At 29.4% G+C, this 20991-nt stretch carries 20 protein-coding genes, 1 rRNA gene and 1 riboswitch; all 21 genes read right to left on the bottom strand.

Annotated features, from left to right (window positions below; all coding sequences use genetic code 11):
- Positions 1-324 precede the first annotated feature (324 nt).
- Positions 325-1398 carry a uroporphyrinogen decarboxylase family protein gene (locus ACRDDE_RS04400; RefSeq protein WP_438625786.1) on the bottom strand — a complete coding sequence of 358 codons (1074 nt, stop codon included), beginning with the start codon at positions 1396-1398 and terminating at the stop codon, positions 325-327.
- Positions 1399-1731: 333 nt separating this feature from the next.
- A complete protein-coding gene (locus ACRDDE_RS04395; protein WP_021428410.1) occupies positions 1732-2256 on the bottom strand; it encodes a peptidylprolyl isomerase in 525 nt (174 codons plus the stop codon).
- Between the two features lie 98 nt (positions 2257-2354).
- The gene (locus ACRDDE_RS04390) at positions 2355-2951 is read right to left on the bottom strand and encodes an ATP/GTP-binding protein (RefSeq protein ID WP_195948317.1); all 597 of its coding nucleotides are present in this window, start codon (positions 2949-2951) and stop codon (positions 2355-2357) included.
- A 99-nt stretch (positions 2952-3050) separates the two neighbouring features.
- The gene (locus tag ACRDDE_RS04385; protein ID WP_438625784.1) at positions 3051-3800 is read right to left on the bottom strand and encodes a patatin-like phospholipase family protein; all 750 of its coding nucleotides are present in this window, start codon (positions 3798-3800) and stop codon (positions 3051-3053) included.
- 107 nt (positions 3801-3907) lie between these two features.
- On the bottom strand, positions 3908-5206 hold the full coding sequence (locus ACRDDE_RS04380) for a M18 family aminopeptidase (RefSeq protein WP_438625782.1): 1299 nt from the start codon (positions 5204-5206) through the stop codon (positions 3908-3910).
- Between the two features lie 26 nt (positions 5207-5232).
- Positions 5233-7455: a DUF3553 domain-containing protein gene (locus ACRDDE_RS04375; protein WP_438625780.1), complete on the bottom strand. Its 2223-nt coding sequence runs from the start codon at positions 7453-7455 to the stop codon at positions 5233-5235.
- Between the two features lie 207 nt (positions 7456-7662).
- Positions 7663-8484: an energy-coupling factor ABC transporter ATP-binding protein gene (locus tag ACRDDE_RS04370; protein ID WP_438625778.1), complete on the bottom strand. Its 822-nt coding sequence runs from the start codon at positions 8482-8484 to the stop codon at positions 7663-7665.
- A gap of 9 nt (positions 8485-8493) precedes the next feature.
- On the bottom strand, positions 8494-9174 hold the full coding sequence (gene cbiQ, locus ACRDDE_RS04365) for a cobalt ECF transporter T component CbiQ (protein WP_438625776.1): 681 nt from the start codon (positions 9172-9174) through the stop codon (positions 8494-8496).
- Positions 9168-9467 carry an energy-coupling factor ABC transporter substrate-binding protein gene (locus ACRDDE_RS04360; protein WP_021428421.1) on the bottom strand — a complete coding sequence of 100 codons (300 nt, stop codon included), beginning with the start codon at positions 9465-9467 and terminating at the stop codon, positions 9168-9170. The genes cbiQ and ACRDDE_RS04360 overlap by 7 nt, the downstream gene beginning before the upstream one ends.
- A complete protein-coding gene (locus ACRDDE_RS04355) occupies positions 9439-10179 on the bottom strand; it encodes an energy-coupling factor ABC transporter permease (protein ID WP_438625774.1) in 741 nt (246 codons plus the stop codon). Before ACRDDE_RS04355 ends, ACRDDE_RS04360 begins: the two co-directional genes overlap by 29 nt.
- A gap of 192 nt (positions 10180-10371) precedes the next feature.
- A riboswitch (cobalamin riboswitch) is annotated at positions 10372-10545 on the bottom strand.
- 224 nt (positions 10546-10769) lie between these two features.
- Positions 10770-11171: a DUF1667 domain-containing protein gene (locus ACRDDE_RS04350; RefSeq protein WP_021428369.1), complete on the bottom strand. Its 402-nt coding sequence runs from the start codon at positions 11169-11171 to the stop codon at positions 10770-10772.
- A 2-nt stretch (positions 11172-11173) separates the two neighbouring features.
- Positions 11174-12418, bottom strand: a complete 1245-nt coding sequence (locus tag ACRDDE_RS04345; protein WP_438625772.1) for an NAD(P)/FAD-dependent oxidoreductase — start codon at positions 12416-12418, stop codon at positions 11174-11176.
- Positions 12408-13868, bottom strand: coding sequence for an NAD(P)/FAD-dependent oxidoreductase (locus tag ACRDDE_RS04340; RefSeq protein WP_438625770.1), 1461 nt, complete (start codon positions 13866-13868; stop codon positions 12408-12410). Before ACRDDE_RS04340 ends, ACRDDE_RS04345 begins: the two co-directional genes overlap by 11 nt.
- Positions 13869-14027: 159 nt before the next feature.
- Positions 14028-14798, bottom strand: coding sequence for a glycerophosphodiester phosphodiesterase family protein (locus tag ACRDDE_RS04335; protein WP_438625768.1), 771 nt, complete (start codon positions 14796-14798; stop codon positions 14028-14030).
- A 92-nt stretch (positions 14799-14890) separates the two neighbouring features.
- Entirely contained in the window at positions 14891-16426 is a 1536-nt protein-coding gene (glpK, locus tag ACRDDE_RS04330) for a glycerol kinase GlpK (protein ID WP_438625766.1), read from the bottom strand.
- Between the two features lie 46 nt (positions 16427-16472).
- Positions 16473-17243 carry an MIP/aquaporin family protein gene (locus ACRDDE_RS04325; protein WP_150886870.1) on the bottom strand — a complete coding sequence of 257 codons (771 nt, stop codon included), beginning with the start codon at positions 17241-17243 and terminating at the stop codon, positions 16473-16475.
- 211 nt (positions 17244-17454) lie between these two features.
- Entirely contained in the window at positions 17455-18006 is a 552-nt protein-coding gene (locus ACRDDE_RS04320; RefSeq protein WP_438625764.1) for a glycerol-3-phosphate responsive antiterminator, read from the bottom strand.
- Between the two features lie 355 nt (positions 18007-18361).
- On the bottom strand, positions 18362-18907 hold the full coding sequence (locus ACRDDE_RS04315; RefSeq protein ID WP_024619944.1) for an NADH peroxidase: 546 nt from the start codon (positions 18905-18907) through the stop codon (positions 18362-18364).
- A gap of 160 nt (positions 18908-19067) precedes the next feature.
- Entirely contained in the window at positions 19068-19613 is a 546-nt protein-coding gene (locus ACRDDE_RS04310; RefSeq protein WP_021428523.1) for an NADH peroxidase, read from the bottom strand.
- A gap of 388 nt (positions 19614-20001) precedes the next feature.
- On the bottom strand, positions 20002-20451 hold the full coding sequence (locus ACRDDE_RS04305) for a rhodanese-like domain-containing protein (RefSeq protein ID WP_438625762.1): 450 nt from the start codon (positions 20449-20451) through the stop codon (positions 20002-20004).
- A gap of 415 nt (positions 20452-20866) precedes the next feature.
- Positions 20867-20983 (bottom strand): 5S ribosomal RNA (gene rrf, locus ACRDDE_RS04300).
- Between the last annotated feature and the right edge of the window lie 8 nt (positions 20984-20991).

Here is a 20991-nt window from a genome sequence, read left to right as displayed (position 1 = left end):
CAAATGGGCTATGTAGTGGTTCATCTTCTAAAGCTTGGCATGATACTATCAGTTTATTTTTAATAATATCTAACATTTCTACATCTCCATTTTGAAATTTATTTTCTTTTTATGTTTTAATAATACCATGCAAACTTTTCCCTTGCAATATTTTTTCATATTTTTCTAATTTTTTTTTATTTTATGCTCTTTTGAATTAATTCCATTGTTTTTTTGAAAATTAATTTCATTTTAAAGAAATTTATTTTCACTATTACCAATTTAATATAAATAGACAAAATAAAAAAAAGGTAGAAAATTTTCTACCTTTTTTATTTTATATATTTAATTTATACTTTCTCCCATTTTTATTCCCTTACTATATTTTTTAGTAGCTTCTGTAACGGCTTTTATATTTTCAATCGGTGCTCCTGCAGGTATATCACACCCAGAAGCTACTATATATCCATTAGGACTATCGCTAGCTTTTGATATACATTCCTTAACACTTGAATATATATCATCTATAGATCCATTTCTTACTATTGATACAGGATCTATATTTCCTATTATACACATTTTATCTCCAATTACGTTTTTAAGAAGCCCTATATCTTCACAATTATCTACACTGAATGCAGATAAATTCATATCTGCAATATCTTCCCAAATACCTTTTGTTTTTCCACAAATATGTAATGTTGTTTTCTGTCCAGTAATTTTATAAATTCCATTTATAGTTTTTTCAAGATATGGTTTTGCAAATTCTCTAAACTGTTTCGGGCTTATTAAATCAGCCGAAGATATTGGATCTCCAATTCCACAAACTAGTCCATAACGTTCATATACTTCTTTTGCATAAGCTAAATTACACTCTGTCATTAAATCTAATAATTTATGTAAGTTTTCTTTATCCTTAATCATATCTCTAACTAAATTTGTAGTACCTCTAACAGCTGAAGCTGCACTAATCGGACCTGATACCCCGCTTCCGATACTTACTTCTTTTCCTAATTCTTTTTTTATTTTTCCTAAAGAATCCAGTATTATTGGTAATCTTCCATCCTTTAATGGATTTACTATATCCATGTGCTCTAACATTTTGTAATCTTTTAATGCCGGTTCGATTAAATGCGATGCCCTATCTGAATTGTATCCCATTTTACTTCCAAACGCTTCACCCATACCTCTTAACGTAACATTGATTCCAGCACTCTCTACTCCAAGTTCCCTTACTATATATTTTTCAGCTTCCAACATTTTGTCAGAATCAAAATAATATTCCTCTACATCTATACCTGCATAAACCGCTGCAGTTTCCTCAAACATTAAACTACACGGTAATCTATCTACTCTTTCCCCTCTAAAGTACGCAGCTTTTCTTTCAATTGCATTCATTTCATCTTTATAATCGCTCATAATCAGTTCCCCTTTATCTGAATTTAATTGAAAACAATGTATTATAAATCATTCTTTTACAATTTATGTCGCTTTAATTCTACTACACTTATTTTTCATTTTCTATAAATATAGAAAATACAAATAATAATCTATCTAATTATGTTTTTTAACTATAAAATAATCAACAAAACTAAAAAAAGAGATTCTTAAAATTTAAGAATCTCTCTTCCTTTATATTTGCCACTCTTCTCATCCAAAAATCGAAGTAGGGTTGTATATTGATTGACGAAACACTTACAAACGCAGTTTGTCGTGTGCACGAAATCAATATATAATCCTACAAGCTATTTACTACATTTTTTCTACGTCTGAATAGTCTTTTCCAAATGTCTCAACCGTAACTTTTTTCATTACTTGTGGAGTTTGAGGCTTGTCCATTCTATCTGTTCTTACAGAAGCTATTTCATCAACAACTTCTATACCTTCAATTATTCTACCAAATGATGCATATTGTCCATCTAAGTGTGGAGAATTAGCATGCATTAAGAAAAATTGTGATCCAGCTGAGTTTGGAGCCATTGTTCTAGCCATTGATATAACTCCTCTATCATGTTTTAAGTTGTTAGTGTGTCCATTTTGAGTGAATTCTCCTCTTATTGAGTATCCTGGTCCACCCATTCCATTTCCATCAGGGCATCCACCTTGTATCATAAATCCAGGTATAACTCTGTGGAATGTAACTCCATCATAGTATCCTGATTCTACTAAAGATACAAAGTTTTTAACAGTATTAGGAGCTATATGTGGATATAACTCAACTTTTATTTGCTTTCCATTTTCCATTTCTATAGTTACTATAGGGTTTTTATTTTCCATTTTATGTACTTCCTTTCTTATGAGTTTTTTATTCTCATTTTATATTATATACCAATAATAATAAAAAATCACAAAAATAAGCTACTTATTTAAGCAGCCTATTTTTCATCAGTTGAATCTACCAATTCAGTTTCTTCGTATTTAATATCTAATAAATCTAAAATTTGTTTTGCTCTATCTTTAGTAGATCCTGATACTTCTACATAATTTATATTTTCAGACTTTAAGAAACTTAATATAGCTTCATCTATTTGTATAGCAATACTTTCATCTTGCCATCTAACTCCATCTTTAACATATCCAAATTGTCTTGGAACATAAACTATCATATCATAGTTTTGTATATCTTCTATAGCTAGACAATATAAGTCTTTTAAAATTTGAATTTCTTTATTAGTTCTTTTTCTATCACCTAACATAAATCTTCCATATACATATGGTACAAATGTAGCATAATCAGTTAGTGCATATTCAAATCCTGATAAATCATCTTCTATTTTCTTTTGCCCTAAGTATATACCATATTGTTCAGATATAGTTTCTATCATACCTTTGTCTCTTAAATATTCTGTTGAGTACTCTAACGCATAACCTACATCTAAGCCTGCTATTTTCATTTCAACGTATAAATGTTGTATTAATGTTGTCTTTCCACATCTAGGTCCACCTAGTACAGCAATTCTTTTAGTTGCCATAGTTTATATCAACTCCATTTTTATATTTCAAATTCAGAACCTTTTTATTATACTAGCATACGCAGATTTATTCAACATTTTGAGCCTAATTCCCATTTATTAGACTAGAATATTTAAAGATTTAGATATTTCATATCCTTCATTAAAAATTTGTTTGCAAAACTCTCCTTCAAAATTTAAAGTAGCATTTTTACTAAATTCTATATTAGGTTTTACTACAATTATATTTTCTTCCTTATACGACTGCTTTACATAATCTGGTACTTCAAAATCTTTCTTCATAGTTATTAATACAATTTTATCAACTTTTTCATCTATCAATGGTTTTAATAACGTATTATTTATCATTCCTCCATCTAATTTATATCCATTATATATTCCATACATTAAATCTTTTTTAAATTGTTCCGATGGGCTTAAATCTTTTGAAGGTCTAAAAGGAAGCAGTGAACTATATTTTATACTGTCTAGGCCTTGCTCATAACTTTCTTTTGATATATCTACTACAACTTCATTCATTCTTGAATTATCAATTTGCACATAATTTACATAAAAGTTTTTCTTAATTTTAGAGTTATCCTCAAGTTTGCTTAATAAATCAATTGCTAAAGAGTTATCCACAGTATTATCAACTATTTTGACACCGTTTTCACCAATTGTCTGAATATTTATCCACATTTCTTTCAACTTGTTAACATTTTTTGTGTATATGTAATAACCATTTATTGCTCCTATTGAAGTTCCTGATATTACATCAAAGTCTAAACCTCTTTCACATAATCCATATATTACACCTGCTTGAAAGGCGCCTTTAGCTCCACCACCAGCTAAACATAATCCTATTTTCATACTAATTCACTCCTAACCTAAGTTTTTATTTATATAATAAATTTAGGGGGTGTATAAAGGTAAAAGCCTTTTATACATCCCCCCTTTTTAATTTATCTATTTAAATCTTATAATTCATAAAACTTTTTAAAAGTTTTGTATATATCCATATGATCTTCTACGCATCCTAATTCTCTTATAGAGTGCATAGCTAATATTGGACTTCCAACATCAACAGATGGTATATCTATATGTGTAGATGCTATAGGTCCAATTGTACTTCCACCTCTTACATCAGATCTATTAACAAATTCTTGGCAGTTTACTCCTGCTTCTTTACATATAGTTTTATAAACAGCTATAGATTGACTATCACTCGTATAAGCTTGATTTGCATTTATTTTTATAACAGGCCCTTTCCCCATAACAGGTCTATTTGTTGGATCATGCTTTTCTCCTACATTAGGATGAACTGCATGTGCAAGGTCTGCAGATATTATAAATGAAGAATATAAACTTCTAAAAAATTCTTCTCTATTTTGACCTAAACATAAAGATATTCTTTCTAATACATTTAATAGCATATTAGAATCAGCACCTTGCTTAGTTGAACTTCCAACTTCTTCATTATCAAATACAGCAACTACATTTACTCCATTTAATGCCTTAGCATCTATAAGTGCATGTAAGCTAGCATGTGCCATTGACAGATTATCTAATCTTCCACAAGATATCATTTCTTCATTAGGTCCTATTAACATTCCTTTTTCATATTCGTATAAAAATAAATCAAAATCAAGAATTTCTTCTATTTTTCTTCCTAATTCTTTAGCTATAGTTTTTAAAAGGAAGTTATCTTTTTCTAGAGAATCATTTAATAATCCCACTAATGGTAACATGTCTTTTTGCTTGTTAAGAGCTACCCCTTCATTAACTTCTCTATTCATGTGTATCGCTAAATTAGGAATTATACATATAGGTTTATTTATATTTACTAAAGTTTCTTCAAGTCTTAATACACTTTTCCCTTTAAGTACAACTCTTCCTGCTATTGCTAACGGTCTATCTAACCATGTATTTAGTATAGGACCTCCATAGCATTCTGTATTTAATTTTAAGTAAGCTTTTTCAGCTTCCATTTCTGGATTTGGCTTAACTCTAAAAGATGGAGAATCTGAATGTGATCCTATCATTCTAAATCCATCTTCTTTTAAATTGTTAGTATTTACTGTAAATGCAACTATTGCTGATGAGTTTTTAGTTGTATAGTATTTTCCGTCTTGCTCTAGTTTCCATTCTTCTCTTGAGTCAAGTTTTTTAAAACCATTTAATTTTAATAACTCTTCAGATGTTTCTACTGAGTGAAAAGCTGTAGGACTTTTCTCTATAAACCCTATTAAGTTTCTTGCAAATTCTTTTGAATTCATTACAAATCCCCCTTAAAACTTTTATTTTATAATAAATCAAGTGTCGTATATTCTTTATTTATCTTCTTTATACCTTGATTATTAAAAGCTATTGTTAAGTCAGATCCAACAGCTGCTACTACAGTTCCTACCCCAAATTTAGGATGATAAACCTTTGAACCTAATTTTATATCATCAGATGTAGGTTCTGGTTTATTTTCTTTTATAGTGGCATTTACCTTATTTGCTACACTAGCCTTGTTCATAGATTTCATATATTTTTGCTTATATTTATCTAATATATTGTAATTAGCTTTAGAATAGCTTAATTCATGTTCTTCTTTATTTAATTTTTCTACACATTCCTCTGGAAGTTCTTCCATAAATCTAGATTGTATAGATGGATTAGTTTTTCCATAAAGAGTTCTTTTCTTTGTAAGCGTCATGAAAAGTTCTTTTTTAGCTCTTGTTATCCCAACATAACAAAGTCTTCTTTCTTCCTCTATATCAGATTCACTCATAGATCTTACTGCTCTAGATATAGGGAATAATCCTTCTTCCATACCAACTAAATGAACAACTGGAAACTCAAGTCCCTTAGATGTATGGATTGTCATAAGTGATACTCTGTCATTTTCTTCATCATCACTTTCTGTTGAAGTAAGAGCTACATTAGTTAAAAATGTTTCTAAATCTTTTTCTTCACTACTATTTTCAAATTCAATAGCAATTGATATAAACTCTTTTAAGTTGTCTATTCTGTCTTGAGCGTCTTCATTTTTATCTTTTTCAAGTTCATCTAAATATCCAGTAACATCTAAAACTTTCTCTATAAGTTTACTTACTGAATAAGCATCCTTTATTACTCTAAGAGTTCCTACTAAATCTACAAATCCATTTATATTTGCTCTAGCTTTTGTAGATATATCAGAGTTAGTATCTACATCTAAAAGAACGGAGAATATACTCTCTTGCTTTAAGCTAGCTCTATCCTCTATTTTTTCTATTGTTCTAAGTCCAATTCCTCTTTTAGGAACATTTATTATTCTCTTTAAAGATATATCATCTTGGACATTTTGAAGAACTCTTAAGTATGCAACTAAATCTTTTATTTCTTTTCTTTCATAGAATTTAGTTCCTCCATATATATTATATGGTATTTGACTTCTATTTAAAGCATCCTCTAAAGCACGGGCTTGTGCATTCGCTCTGTATAATACAGCAAAGTCTTTAAAAGGTTTATTTTGTTTTCTATGAATTCTCCATATATTATCGGCAACAAAATCAGCTTCTTCTATCTCGTCTGATGTTACCTGTATTTTAATCTTTTCGCCTTCTTTTTGCTCACTCCAAAGTTTTTTTCTTTTTCTTTCTATATTATTAGATATAACTGTATTTGCTGCATCTAATATAACTTGAGTTGATCTATAATTTTGTTCTAATTTTACTACATGAACATCATCATAGTCTCTTTCAAATTCAAGTATATTTCTTATATCTGCGCCTCTCCATCCATATATACTTTGGTCATCATCTCCAACAACACATATGTTTTGATGCTCTTTAGCTAATAACTTTATAAATTCATATTGAGCTTTACTTGTATCTTGATACTCATCTACCATTATATATCTGAATTTATTTATATAGTAGGCTAGTACACTTTCTTCCTTTTTTAATAACTCAACAGTTTTTATTATTAAATCATCAAAATCTAGCGCACTATTTCTTTTTAAACGGTCTTGGTATAAAGTATATACATCTGCAATTTTACTCATTCTCGCATCATTTCTATGCATATCCTTATATTCTTTAGGACTTAATAATTTATCTTTTGCTCCAGAAATGTAACTTATAACTACTTTAGGTTCAAAAGATTTATCACTTAAGTTTAATTCCTTTAAACAATCTTTAACTAAAGTAACTTGGTCTGAGCTATCATATATAACGAAAGATCTATTATATCCTATTCTATTTATATCTTTTCTAAGCATTCTAACACAGCATGAATGGAAAGTTGTTATCCACATATCTTTAACATCCGAATCTATAGTTTCTTCAACTCTTTCCTTCATTTCATTTGCAGCTTTATTTGTAAATGTTATTGCTAATATATTACTAGGATGTACTCCTTTATTTTTCATAAGATGAGCTATTCTTGTTGTTAAAACTCTCGTTTTTCCTGAACCAGCTCCTGCTAATATAAGCACTGGCCCTTCTGTTTTTAATACCGCTTCTTTTTGGGCGGGGTTTAGTGAATCTATATCCATCATTACCTCCTGATTGTATATGTTATATGTATATTTTAATCTATTATCTATATTTATTCAAATTTATTAAAAGCCCAAATTAATCATATCCATTTTTTTAATTTTTCTTACAAAGAAAAAATCCTCAGATATATATCCAAGGATCAAATTTAGACTAAAGGTATTTATTTTATATATATATTAATCTTAACTTAATAAGATTAGGGGCTAATTATTAACAGAATTTATACATGTTTTATTAAAATAATGATATAAATCCTCTTCTTTTCTAAATAAAGGTAAATTCATGTTTTTGTGTATTTTCACGAGCCACGGACTATTTAATCCTGCCTCTTTAATTTTTAAATCATCTTTAAAAACTTCATTAGAGTTTCCTTCAATTGTTATCTTCCCTTTATTTAAAACATATATGTAGTCGCAAAGGTCATATATTAAATCCATATCATGACTAGATATAACTACCTTTACACCTTTTTCACATAATTCTTTTAATATTTTTATAATAGCTTTTGTACTTATTGGGTCTAATCCAGCTGTTGGCTCATCTAATAAAACAACTTTGTTTTCCATGGCTATAACAGATGCTATAGCTACTCTTTTTTTCTGACCATAACTTAAAAAATGTACCGGTTTATCTATTAAATCTATAGCATTAACCAATTCCAATGCTCTATAAACTTTTTTATTTATTTCATTTTCTTCTAAGCCTATATTTCTTAAAGAAAATGCAATATCATCATATACTCTTGAATAAAATATCTGCTTATCTGGATCTTGAAATACTATACCTACATCTCTTCTTAATTTATACAAGTCTTTCTTTTTATAACTTAATTCTTTACTATCATAAAGAATTTGTCCTGATGAAGGTTTCAATATCCCCATTAAGTTCATAAATAAAGTTGACTTACCTGACCCATTTGAACCTATTATTCCAATCATATTCCCATTTGAAAAATCTAAACTTATATTATCTAATGCTTTATTATTTTTTTCATATTTATATGTTAAGTTTTCTACTTTAAACATTTTAGTCTCCTATACGTGAAATTTACCATCATACAACTTTATATCTAAAGATATACTCATATCTTCATATCTTCTCATCATTCTAAAAAACAATGTTTTTATAAGCAATGACATTGAATTGTATGATGTTCTTAAATTCGTATACCCAAATTTTAGTTGTTGTGATTTATATATTTCTTCTGCTTCTTCTATAAATATAAATATAAATCTATAAATTAAAATCATCAATTCTATAAGTGTATGTGGAATATGTAGTTTTTTTAATACTATTATTAATTGATTGAATGGAGTCGTAAGTATTAAAAAATAAATTGATATAATACAACTCATAGCTCTAAGTAATATGTTTACTGAGCTTTTTACAGCAAATTCAGTAGTCCCTATGTATAATCCTAGTATATTTACATTGAATATATAATCTTTATTTTCAAATGATATATTAATCAAATTTAATCCAATACCTATAATTAAAAAAATTATAGGTATCTTTAAACATCTAATATATAATTTAACATCTACTCTTGCTATAAATAGTATTAAAGCTGTCATAAATAGCATTATAAGTATATGTATATTTGCATTTTGGGTAAGCATAGAAGCTATAACTCCTATAAATGTAATTCCTAGTTTTGTTAATGGATTTACATCTTTTATATTATTTAAATATGCACAGTTGTCAATTTCTAGCATTTATCTTTTTTTCCTTTTTTATATCCTAAAAAATATCCAATTATTCCTGCACCTATAGCTGCTTGAGTAGAGAAAAGTAAACTTTCAATTTCACCACTAGGAGGCTCATATAAACTATTAAACCAAGGTTTATAATTAGGATTTATTTCGCTAATTAAAGATTCTGCTTCTCCATCAGCACCTCCGTATTCAGCAGTTGAGTTTAATATTAACGGAGTTATTATCAAAATTACTGTTAAAATTAATAATAGTATATTTTTATTTCTAGTTTTGACTTTCGAATTTGTACTCATCTTCTACAACTCCTTCTTCATTTTGTGTTATTAGATTGTATACTAACGTAGTTAATAATCCTTCTGCAATTGCTATAGGTATTTGAGTTATAAAAAATACACCTGAAAATTTTACTAATGATCCTAATATGCCTCCTGCTGGATCAGGGAATGCTAATGCTAATTGAGTTGCAGTTATAGTATATGTAGCTAAATCTCCTAATGCTGCTGAAAAAAATACACTTTTGCCTGTGCTAATGTTTCTTTTTTTACAGAATTTAAATATTAAAAATGATACTATAGGCCCTACTATAGCCATAGAAAAAGCATTTGCTCCTAAAGTTGTAAGTCCTCCATGTGCAAGAAGTATAGCTTGAAATAGTAAAGCTATAGTTCCAACTACTGCCATTACAGATGGCCCAAATAATATAGCTCCTAGCCCTACCCCAGTAGGATGTGAACAACTACCTGTTAAAGATGGTATTTTTAAAGCTGATAATACGAATACAAATGCACCTGCTAGAGCTAATAGCACTTTCTTTTTAGGCTCAGCTTTTACTATTTTATTTATTGATTTCAACCCGTATATGAAAAATGGTATAAATACGACAGTCCATAATATAGACCATTGCATAGGTAAGAATCCTTCCATGATGTGCATTGCATGTGAAGTCACAGGATTTAAGATTACAAGTAGTAATCCTGCTATAACTGATAATTTTAAATAATTCATTTTAAATCCCTCTCTTTTTTTATTTAGTACATTATTGTTTCATGTGATAAAATGACTAAATCAACTCTAAGTTTTAAAGGGCATACATAAAAAAATCCCAATCTTTTGGATTAGGATTTAATAACATGACAAAGCGTACATAGTACTTTTAAACTATGATACTTTCAATTATTTTCCTTCACCCCGAAGAACTTAATTTTTCAATTATAGGCAGGTCTCCTGGCTTAGCTTCTCTTTACTCCTTTTCCTTCCCGTAAAATTTACAGTGGTTTTAAAAGTTTCATCAGCTTTACAGTAGCGGGGGCTGCAGAGGATTTTAACCTCTTTCCCTATTAATTTTAAAAAACCTATAATCTCTAATATTTAATTATAATTTATCACATACTCTATCTATTATATATAATTCTATAAAAATTTCTATATTCCTTTAAAATTTTTATTTTTATTTTTTATACTTAAGTATATTTAACCAACTATATAGTTATTACTAAAATAAGTTATATACTTTAATAATTCTAACAATAAAAGTAACCTCCTTTAAATATATTTATATCTAAAGAAGGTTATTTTTATTGTCCATTAATTTTTTATTATATACAATCTCTTAATTCATGATCACTATTTTTATCACTTGTATTCATACTTTCCATGCTCTTAGAACTTACAATATCAACACCTGTTCCTAATATGTCTTTAACTATAATATCTCCCACATTAACAGGTGCACATACGCATACTTTATCTAAAACTTTCATAATATCAAACATTAACTCTTTAGGTACAGAGTCATTAGTTTTAACTGGAAGTAAATTTAAATAAGAACCGCTAAGTTTAACTGTAGTAGTTATAACTCTTCTTGGGTTTGTAACTTCCTCTACACCATATTTTGCTCCTCTTTTACATGTGTTACCTTCAACTTTGTATTCTCCATCAACTTTACTTACAACTAATGAACATCCCATTGGACATACTGTACAAGTAACATTTTTCATAATTATGCCTCCTCTACACTTACAATTATATTTCCTTTAATATCTTTAAATAAATCTTTACTAATTTTTATATTCTCCATCTCTGAAGGTATCATATGAGGTCTCTTTTTCTCTAAAATAATTTCATCGTTGCTTCTAACAACTAACTTTTTATTTTTACAAATTTCTCTTACTCTCATAAATAAGTTTACATCTTCATCGCTGCTAACATCTATATTTTGAGGAACTATATATATAATTCCATTGTCTGCAACTGTATTAACTTCTTTGTTTTTATTCAACTTGTTTAAACAATATAAAGCTGCGTTCTTTCCAGCTATTTTACTTTCTTTTGTAACAAAATCCACTAAGTCATGAACGTGAACAACATTCCCACATGCAAACACACCATCTACATTGGTAGACATAGAACTATTTACAATAGGTCCACTAGTTTTATTGTCTAATACAACTCCAGCTTCAACACTCAATTCATTCTCAGGTATAAGTCCAACAGATAAAAGAAGCGTATCACAGCTTATATATTCTTCTGTTCCTTTTATAGGTCTTCTATTTTCATCTAACTTGCTAATTGTAACCCCTTTTACTCTCTCTTTTCCATCTATATGTGATATTCCTGTACTCAACATTAAAGGTATATCAAAATCATCTAAGCATTGAACAATATTTCTAGTTAATCCACTTGAATGTGGATTTATTTCAACTACTGCCTTTACTTTAGCTCCTTCTAATGTCATACGTCTTGCCATTATAAGCCCTATATCACCAGACCCATATATAACAATTTCTTTTCCTACCATATATCCTTCCATATTAGAAAGTCTTTGCGCAGCTCCTGCATTATAAACTCCTGCTGGTCTATATCCAGGTATATCTATGGCTCCTCTTGTTCTTTCTCTACATCCCATTGCTAGAACTATAGCATCTGCTTTTATATTTATTATTCCATCTTCACCTAAAGCTTCTATAGTCTTATCTTCACTTATATTTAAAACCATTGTATCTAGCATGTATTCAATATTTTCTTGTTTAACCATTTCTATGAATTTATGAGCGTACTCTGGTCCTGTTAATTCTTCTTTAAACTCGTGTAATCCAAATCCATTGTGTATACATTGATTAAGTATCCCACCTAGTTCTCTATCTCTTTCTATTATAAGTACAGCTTTTGCACCATTTCTTTTAGCTTCAACTGCTGCACCTAAACCTGCAGGTCCTCCTCCAACAACTACAACATTATATTTCAACTAACTCACCCCTTAATTCTTTTGATTTTCCTAATACAGTATTAGAGTTTTCGTAGTCTTTTAAAACATCTTCCACATCTATTTTAAGTTCTCTTGCTAATATTTCTATAACTTTAGGTCCGCAAAATCCACCTTGGCATCTTCCCATCCCAGGTCTTACTCTTCTTTTAACTCCATCTAGTGTTCTAGCTCCACATAGTGAATTTATTGCCTCTATAATTTCACCTTCTGTTATGCTTTCGCATCTACAAACTATTTTTTTATATCTTGGATCTTTCTTCATAATTTCTTCTTTTTCTTCTTGAGTCATTTTTATAAAAGGTTTGTTTTTATGTCTCTTAGACTCAAACTTTTTATTTTCACTTAACATTAATCCTTCTTCTTTAAGAATTTCTACAACATATTTTGCAACTGCTGGTGCTGATGCAAGACCTGGTGATTCTATTCCTCCAACATTTATAAAGTTTTTACATTTCTTTGATGCAAATATCATAAAATCTCCTGTATTTGGAGTCGCTCTAAGACCTGCAAAACTAGTTATTGTCTTTCTAAAATCAATATTTTCTATAGTCTTTTTAGAATTATTTACTATTTCATTGATTCCTTCTTTTGATGTAGATACATCTTCTTTTTCATCTACAGCAGTAGCGTTTGGCCCTACTAATAAATTCCCATGTACTGTTTGTGTAACCAATACTCCTTTTCCTTTTTCAGTTGGACATTGGAATAAAACATGATTAGCAATTTTCCCTTCACTTTTATCTAATATTTTATATTCTCCTTTTCTAGGTATTATAAAATATTCATCTCCACCTATCATGTTGTTTATTTTATCAGCAAAAACTCCAGCTGCATTTACAACATATTTAGCTTTTATATCATTTTTGTTTTTTATTTTTATATTAAAGCAATCTTCTTCTTTAACTATATCTGAAACTTCAGATTCTAGTTTTAAATCTACTCCATTAAACATAGCATTTTCCATAAGTGCTATATTTAAATTAAATGGACAGACAATTCCTGCACTCTCACAAAGTAACGCTCCAACTACATTGTCATTAACATTTGGTTCTAGTTCTAAAACTTCTTCTTTGTTTAATACTTTTAATCCAGTCGCTTTATTTTCTAATCCTCTTTCGTATAAACCTTTAACGTGCTTCATTTCTTCTTCATCAAAGGCTAAAACTAAAGATCCTATTTGTTTAAAATCTACATTTAAATCTTTACATAAATCTTTATATAATCTATTACCTTCTATATTTAACTTAGCTTTTAAGCTTCCAAACTTTGCATCATATCCACCATGTACTATAGCACTATTTGACTTAGTAGTTCCTTGGCATACTTCTATTCCCTTTTCTATCACTACTGTTTTCAAATTATACTTTGATAATTCTCTAGCTATAGCACTTCCACTTATACCTGCTCCTATTATTGCTATATCATACATAATTTTGCCTCCTTGAAAAAAAATAGAGAGCCCCCCTATACAATGTATAGAAGGCTCTCTTATCTCTTCGCCATAATATTTCGTTTTTTAAAATCGTTTTCCTTATAAGGATATATTATCATAAATTATTTTAACTGTCACTACCCTAAATTATTTTGATTATATATTGGCTTCACAAACTATATCCTCTTTATGCTTATATGATTTAGGGAATCTATCTGCTATATCTGTAAATATACCTGCAACTCCCCAATTAAATAGTTGGTTAGCTCTTGCTAAGTCATTTACAGTCCAAACATTAATTTTATATCCATGACTTCTAAATTTTTCTACCATTTCTTTGGTTAAACCTTCATTTTGTGGATGTATATAATCAGCTCTACACATTTCCATTATAGAAGACCAATCATCATATAAAGTGTTTGTTTCAAATAAACATCCTACAGGAGTATTAGGGCTTAAATCTTTAAATTTAGATAACATTAATGGGTTAAAACTCGAAACGATAACTCTTATATCATCATCTAATTTGCTTAAAGATTTTACAAATCTCTCTATAAGCTCCTGCTTTAACTCTTTACCTCCACAACATGACTTCAATTCAAAATTGACGTTTAATTTATATTTATTTATCAATTCAATTAGCTCATCTACAGTAGGTATCCTCTCTCCAATATAATCATCGGCAAACCAGCTTCCTGCATCTATATCATTTAAATCTTCTTTGCAAATATTATATAAAGGTCCCGTTTTATTGCTACATCTATCTAATGTATCATCATGATTTATTACAAGTGTTTTGTCTTTTAAAATATCAATGTCACATTCAAACCATTTTATTCCTTTATCCTTGCATAAGGAAAATGCTGACAAAGTGTTTTCTGGTGCTATTGTAGACATGCCTCTATGAGCAAATAGTATTCTTTCCATTTTATCTCCTTTATTGCCTAATTCTAATATCTATATTCTTAAATTCTTTTACTATTTACTTCAATTATATAACTTTTACTTATAATTTATCATTAATTTTTTACACTAGCTAACTCTTTTTCGAATTCTTCGTCTTCTTTTGCCCATAAAAGAGATCTATTTACTGCTCTTTTCCATCCTTTGTATAATAAAGTTCTTTTTTCTTCACTCATATTTGACTCAAATTCTTTCTCTAATGTTACTGACTTTTTAATATCCTCTTTATTTTCATAGAATCCTACCGCTAACCCAGCAAGATATGCTGCTCCCAACGCAGTAGTTTCAAGTACTTTAGGTCTATTTATACTTACATTTAATATATCTGATTGGAACTGCATTAAGAAGTTGTTAGCACTTGCTCCACCATCGACTTTAAGATTTTTAAGCTCAAGTCCTGAATCTTCTTGCATAGCATTTAACACATCTTTTACTTGATATGCTATTGATTCAAGTGTAGCACGAACTAAGTGAGCTCTGTTAGCTCCACGAGTAAGCCCCATAACAGATCCTCTTGCATACATATCCCAATAAGGTGCTCCAAGTCCTGCAAAAGCTGGAACTACGTATACACCATTAGTATCTTTTACACTTTCAGCATAAAATTCACTTTGCTTAGCATCATATAATATTCTTAATTCATCTCTTAACCATTGTATAGATGCTCCACCTATAAATATACTTCCTTCTAGCGCATACTCAACTTTGCCATCAACACCCCAAGCTATAGTTGTAAGTAATCCATTTTTTGATTCAACCATCTTCTCTCCAGTGTTCATAAGCATAAAACAACCTGTTCCATAAGTATTTTTAGCGCATCCTTCTTCAAAACAAGTCTGACCAAATAATGCTGCTTGTTGGTCTCCTGCACATCCAGCTATAGGAATTTCCGCTCCACCTAACATATACTCATCAGTGTGTCCGTATATATAACTAGATGGTTTAACGTCTGGTAACATATTTTTTGGTATATCTAGCATTTCTAATATTTCATCATCCCATTTTAACTCTTTTATATTATATAGCATTGTTCTTGCTGCATTTGAGTAATCTGTAACATGTACCTTACCTCTAGTTAAGTTCCATATTAACCATGTATCTACTGTTCCGAATAATAATTCTCCATTTTCAGCTTTCTCTCTAGCACCCTCAACATTATCAAGTATCCATTTTATCTTAGTTGCTGAAAAATATGCATCAAGAATCAATCCTGTTTTCTCTTTTATTTTATCTTTATATCCTTTAGCTTCTAATTCATCACATATCTGAGATGTTCTTCTACATTGCCATACAATTGCATTATATACTGGCTTACCAGTATTTTTCTCCCAAACTATAGTAGTTTCTCTTTGATTTGTTATACCAATACCACAAACTTGTTCTGGTTTAATGCCATTAGTTTCTAACACTTCTCTCATTACACCACTTTGACTTCCCCATATTTCCATAGGATTGTGCTCTACCCATCCTGGCTTTGGATAAAATTGAGTAAATTCTTTTTGTGATGTAGCTACTAAATTTCCTTCTTTATCAAATAATATAGCTCTTGAACTTGTAGTTCCTTGGTCTAATGCCATCATATATTTTTTCATATCGCTTTGCCTCCAATGATTATTTATTTTAAATCCTTGATGTATTTTAATTCATGTACTTTTTAACGCCTTTATCGAATACAAATCCTGCAAGGATGGCTCCTATTATAGGTCCCACTATAGGAACCCAAAAATACATGTCAGGTCCTAGTGCTCCGCTTCCCCAACCTGCTAAAACAGCAAACATCTTAGGCCCAAAATCTCTTGCTGGATTCATTGCAAAGCCTGTTAATACTCCAAAACTAGCTCCTATTATAGCTATTGTTATTCCTATAAAAACTGGTGCTAAATTTGACATAGGTTTGTTTGAATTTTTTTCTTCGCCTACTGCTAATATCACTATGACTAACAACATAGTTATGAAAGTTTCTACAAGTAATGCATCAAATGAATTTAATGCAGCGTTTGGATAAGTAGAAAATATGCCTGCTGTAGTAAGTCCGTTTGACCCAGCCCTTACTATATTATTTGCATTCTCAAATGATAAGAATAGCTTATTAAATAATAAGTAAACTGTTGCTGCTCCTGCAAAACATCCTAGTATTTGAGATATAATATATGGCAATACTTTTTTCTTTGGAAAATCTCTGTGTACCATTAATGCAATTGTTACAGCTGGATTTATATGAGTACCTGATACTGCCCCAGTTACATATATTGCAATTGTTACAGCTAACCCCCATATTATTCCTATTTCCCATTGAGAAACATCTGCTCCACTTAATACCATAGATGCTACAGCTCCACACCCTATAAAAATCAATATCCATGATCCAATAAATTCAGATATGCACTCTCCTAATAAAGTCTTTTTCAACTCAATACCTCCCTTGATATTTTATGTAATTAGTCAAATAAGGCAAAAAAACAGAGAGCTCCTATCATTTTTATAGGGGGCTCTCTCATCTCCAGCCAGTTATTAATTTAATTAAATGCTATCACGAAAACATTTTCCAGTCAATAAAATACTTTGTTAGATATTTAATAAACTAAACTGCTATATCAATTGAAAAAGCTACTTTTTTTAATTACCACATATCAATATCCGTAGTAGATATAGCCATAGCTCCAGCCGATAATCCACCAATTATTTCTTCTTTTCTATCAATTAATCCTCCACATATAATAGGTACGTTAGGATAAGTTTTGTTCATTTTTTTTATTACCTTTTGAATTACACCTGGCATAATTTCTATTGCATCTGGTTTTACTCTCTTTAAACTTTCAATTGCATTATCAAGAGACATAGAATCTATAAAGAAAAATCTTTGAACAACCTTTAGATCTAATTCTATAGCTCTTTTAACTATATTAGTTTTAGTTGTTATTATTCCATCCAAATTAAATTCTTTTTTCATATAATCTACAGCTATAGGACTAGATGAAAGTCCTGTTATCATATCAATATGAACAAATACTTTCTTATTGTGTTCATGTAAAATTTGTATTTTTTCTTTTAAAGTAAGAATATCTTCATTTAGTAAAAAAACAATATCTCCGTCTGAATTTGCAGCATCTTCTAAATGCGCATCACCCTTTATCGCACAAATTATTGGGTTTAATTCTAATAATTCTCTCATATATGCCTCCTCGCTTTTGCTCCAATCTATTATTTAGCTAAATTTTAAAACAATAAATTTCGTCTAGCAAAACCTTTGCCTTTTATAAAATTTATTATATCACTTTTTTAAAAATAAGATATTGTTGTTTTTAAATTTTAAATTTTATTATAAAACATTTCTTTATAAAATATTTTATAAAGTATGTGTTTTTTGTTAGTATTTTATCATTCAGTATAAAACTTCCAAAAATTTTTTATAAATAGTATATACTATATATTCATTTTTTATATGAATTTTATTTTAAATCATAAAATAAGCCCTCATATTAGTATTTTAATTTACTAATATGAGGGCTTATTTATATATCTAATTATTATTTTCCAAAATGTCTATTTAATAATCCTAAGAATGCTTTTCCATGTCTAGCTTCATCTTTACACATTTCATGAACTGTATCATGTATAGCATCTAATCCTAATTCTTTAGCTTTTTTAGCTAATTTTAATTTTCCATCAGTTGCTCCGTATTCAGCTTCTACTCTTGCTTTTAAGTTAGCTTGTGTATCTGCTACTACTACTTCTCCTAATAGTTCTGCAAATTTAGCTGCATGTTCTGCTTCTTCAAATGCTATTCTCTTATATGCTTCTGCTACCTCTGGGTATCCTTCTCTGTCTGCTTGACGACTCATTGCTAAGTACATTCCTACTTCTGTACATTCACCTGTGAAGTTAGCTCTTAATCCTTCTATTACTTCTGGATCTATTCCTTGAGCTACTCCTATTCTATGCTCGTCTGCCCAAACCATTTCACCTTTCATTTCTTCGAACTTATCAGCTCCAACTTTACATACTGGACAAATCTCTGGTGCTGTTTCTCCTTCATGTATATATCCGCATACTGTACAAACAAATTTTTTCATGTTTAAAATCCTCCCTGTATTTAATGTAATTTTTAATTTTCCACGTTAATTATCAGTAATTTGTTAACGTTTTTCCTAGTGCCTAAATATATACCCAAAATATGTTACTTTAAACATATTTTTAGATATATATTTAAGTTATTTATCTAATCTCTATATATTATTTCCCAAAATGTCTATTTAATAATCCTAAGAATGCTTTTCCATGTCTAGCTTCATCTTTACACATTTCATGCACTGTATCATGTATAGCATCTAATCCTAATTCTTTAGCTCTTTTAGCTAATTTTAATTTTCCATCAGTTGCTCCATATTCAGCTTCTACTCTTGCTTTTAAGTTAGCTTGTGTATCTGCTACTACTACTTCTCCTAATAGCTCTGCAAATTTAGCTGCATGTTCTGCTTCTTCAAATGCTATTCTCTTATATGCTTCTGCTACTTCTGGGAATCCTTCTCTGTCTGCTTGACGACTCATTGCTAAGTACATTCCTACTTCTGTACATTCACCTGTGAAGTTAGCTCTTAATCCTTCTATTATCTCTGGATCTACTCCTTGAGCTACTCCTATTCTATGTTCATCTGCCCAAACCATTTCACCTTTCATTTCTTCAAACTTATCTGCTCCAACTTTACATACTGGACAGATTTCTGGTGCTGTTTCTCCTTCATGTATATATCCACATACTGTACAAACAAATTTTTTCATATTAAAATCCTCCCTTTAACCTTATATATATTAATTTAATTAGTTTCTAAATTGTTGTTAACTTGTTATAGTATATATATACCCGTCGACTTTCTTACTAAACATAAATTTAAAAATAAATCTTATAAAATTTAAAATTATCATAATTATTATAAAATTTTAACTAAACTAACTAATTTCGTTAAATATTACTTATATTTAATATACCAATCTATGCGTTACTTAAAACTTATTTAATTTAATTTAATTTATACTAAATTAAATCTACTTAGCACTAAAGACATGTCATATTTCTGAAAGTACATTATATATATTGTTAATAAACCTTTAATAAGTATAACTCAATTAAGCACAAAAAAGCTACCTACAATATAGATAGCTTTAAAATTTATTTTTCTAGTAATTCTTTATAAGGCCAACCTTTTTGACCCTTTTCTAATATAAACATTCTGTCTGATTTTATTCCTTTAGATTCTAAATAGTTTATTGTATTTTGGGCTCCACCGCCACCACCTGGGCATACAACTACTATAGGATTATCATTTTCTTCTAACTTAGGTAATACTGTATCTATCTTAGCTTTTTCTTCATCCTTTTCTGCTGGATAAGCATAAGTAGGAATAGTTCCCTCTATATGGTGCTTATCATAATCTTCTTTAACTTGTATATCTACAAGTGTAATATCTTTTTTAGTTTCTATTGCTTCTTTTAATTGATCTGCTGTATAGTAGTTATATTTCTTTTCACCTTCAGCAGATTCTTTCTCTTTGCTACCACATCCAACTAGAGATAACGTTATCACTAGAAGCATGCTACATAATAATAAAATTTTCTTCATAATTCCCCTCCTGATTTGTTATACCCTTAAATTTTACCATCATTAGACAATTAATTTCCAATAGTTTTTATCTATTTTAATGTAAAAATCAATAGTTTTTACCTATATTAACCATTTATCATTATTTATTTTCTAATTATCTTTTCATTTCATATCATAGCTACGTTATTCTTTTTTATTTTACGCATCAAAAAGTGGTTTATATTTAGTTTGCAATGCCGTAATCATTCAAAGCATCTTTTCTTATTATTTAATCCCATCTCGTACAAACGTAATCCTTCTTTATTTTACACATCAAAAAGTGGTTAGGATTTAGTTTGCAACGCCGTGGTCATTCAAAGCATTTTTTCAGCTTTATGACCCAAGTGCAAACTAAATCCTAACCACCATAAATCCACGTAAAATAAAAAAGATTACGCGGCTACGTCCTACTCTCCCAGGCAGCTTCCCACCAAGTACCATCGGCGCTAAAGAGCTTAACTTCTGTGTTCGGAATGGGAACAGGTGTATCCTCTTTGCTATAATAACCGCATAATCTTT

This window comes from Paraclostridium sp. (genome assembly GCF_051656405.1).
In the GTDB taxonomy this organism is placed as follows: Bacteria; Bacillota; Clostridia; order Peptostreptococcales; family Peptostreptococcaceae; genus Paraclostridium.
Note: the sequence above shows the minus strand (reverse complement) of the source record. Positions and strands in the feature narration are given on the sequence as shown.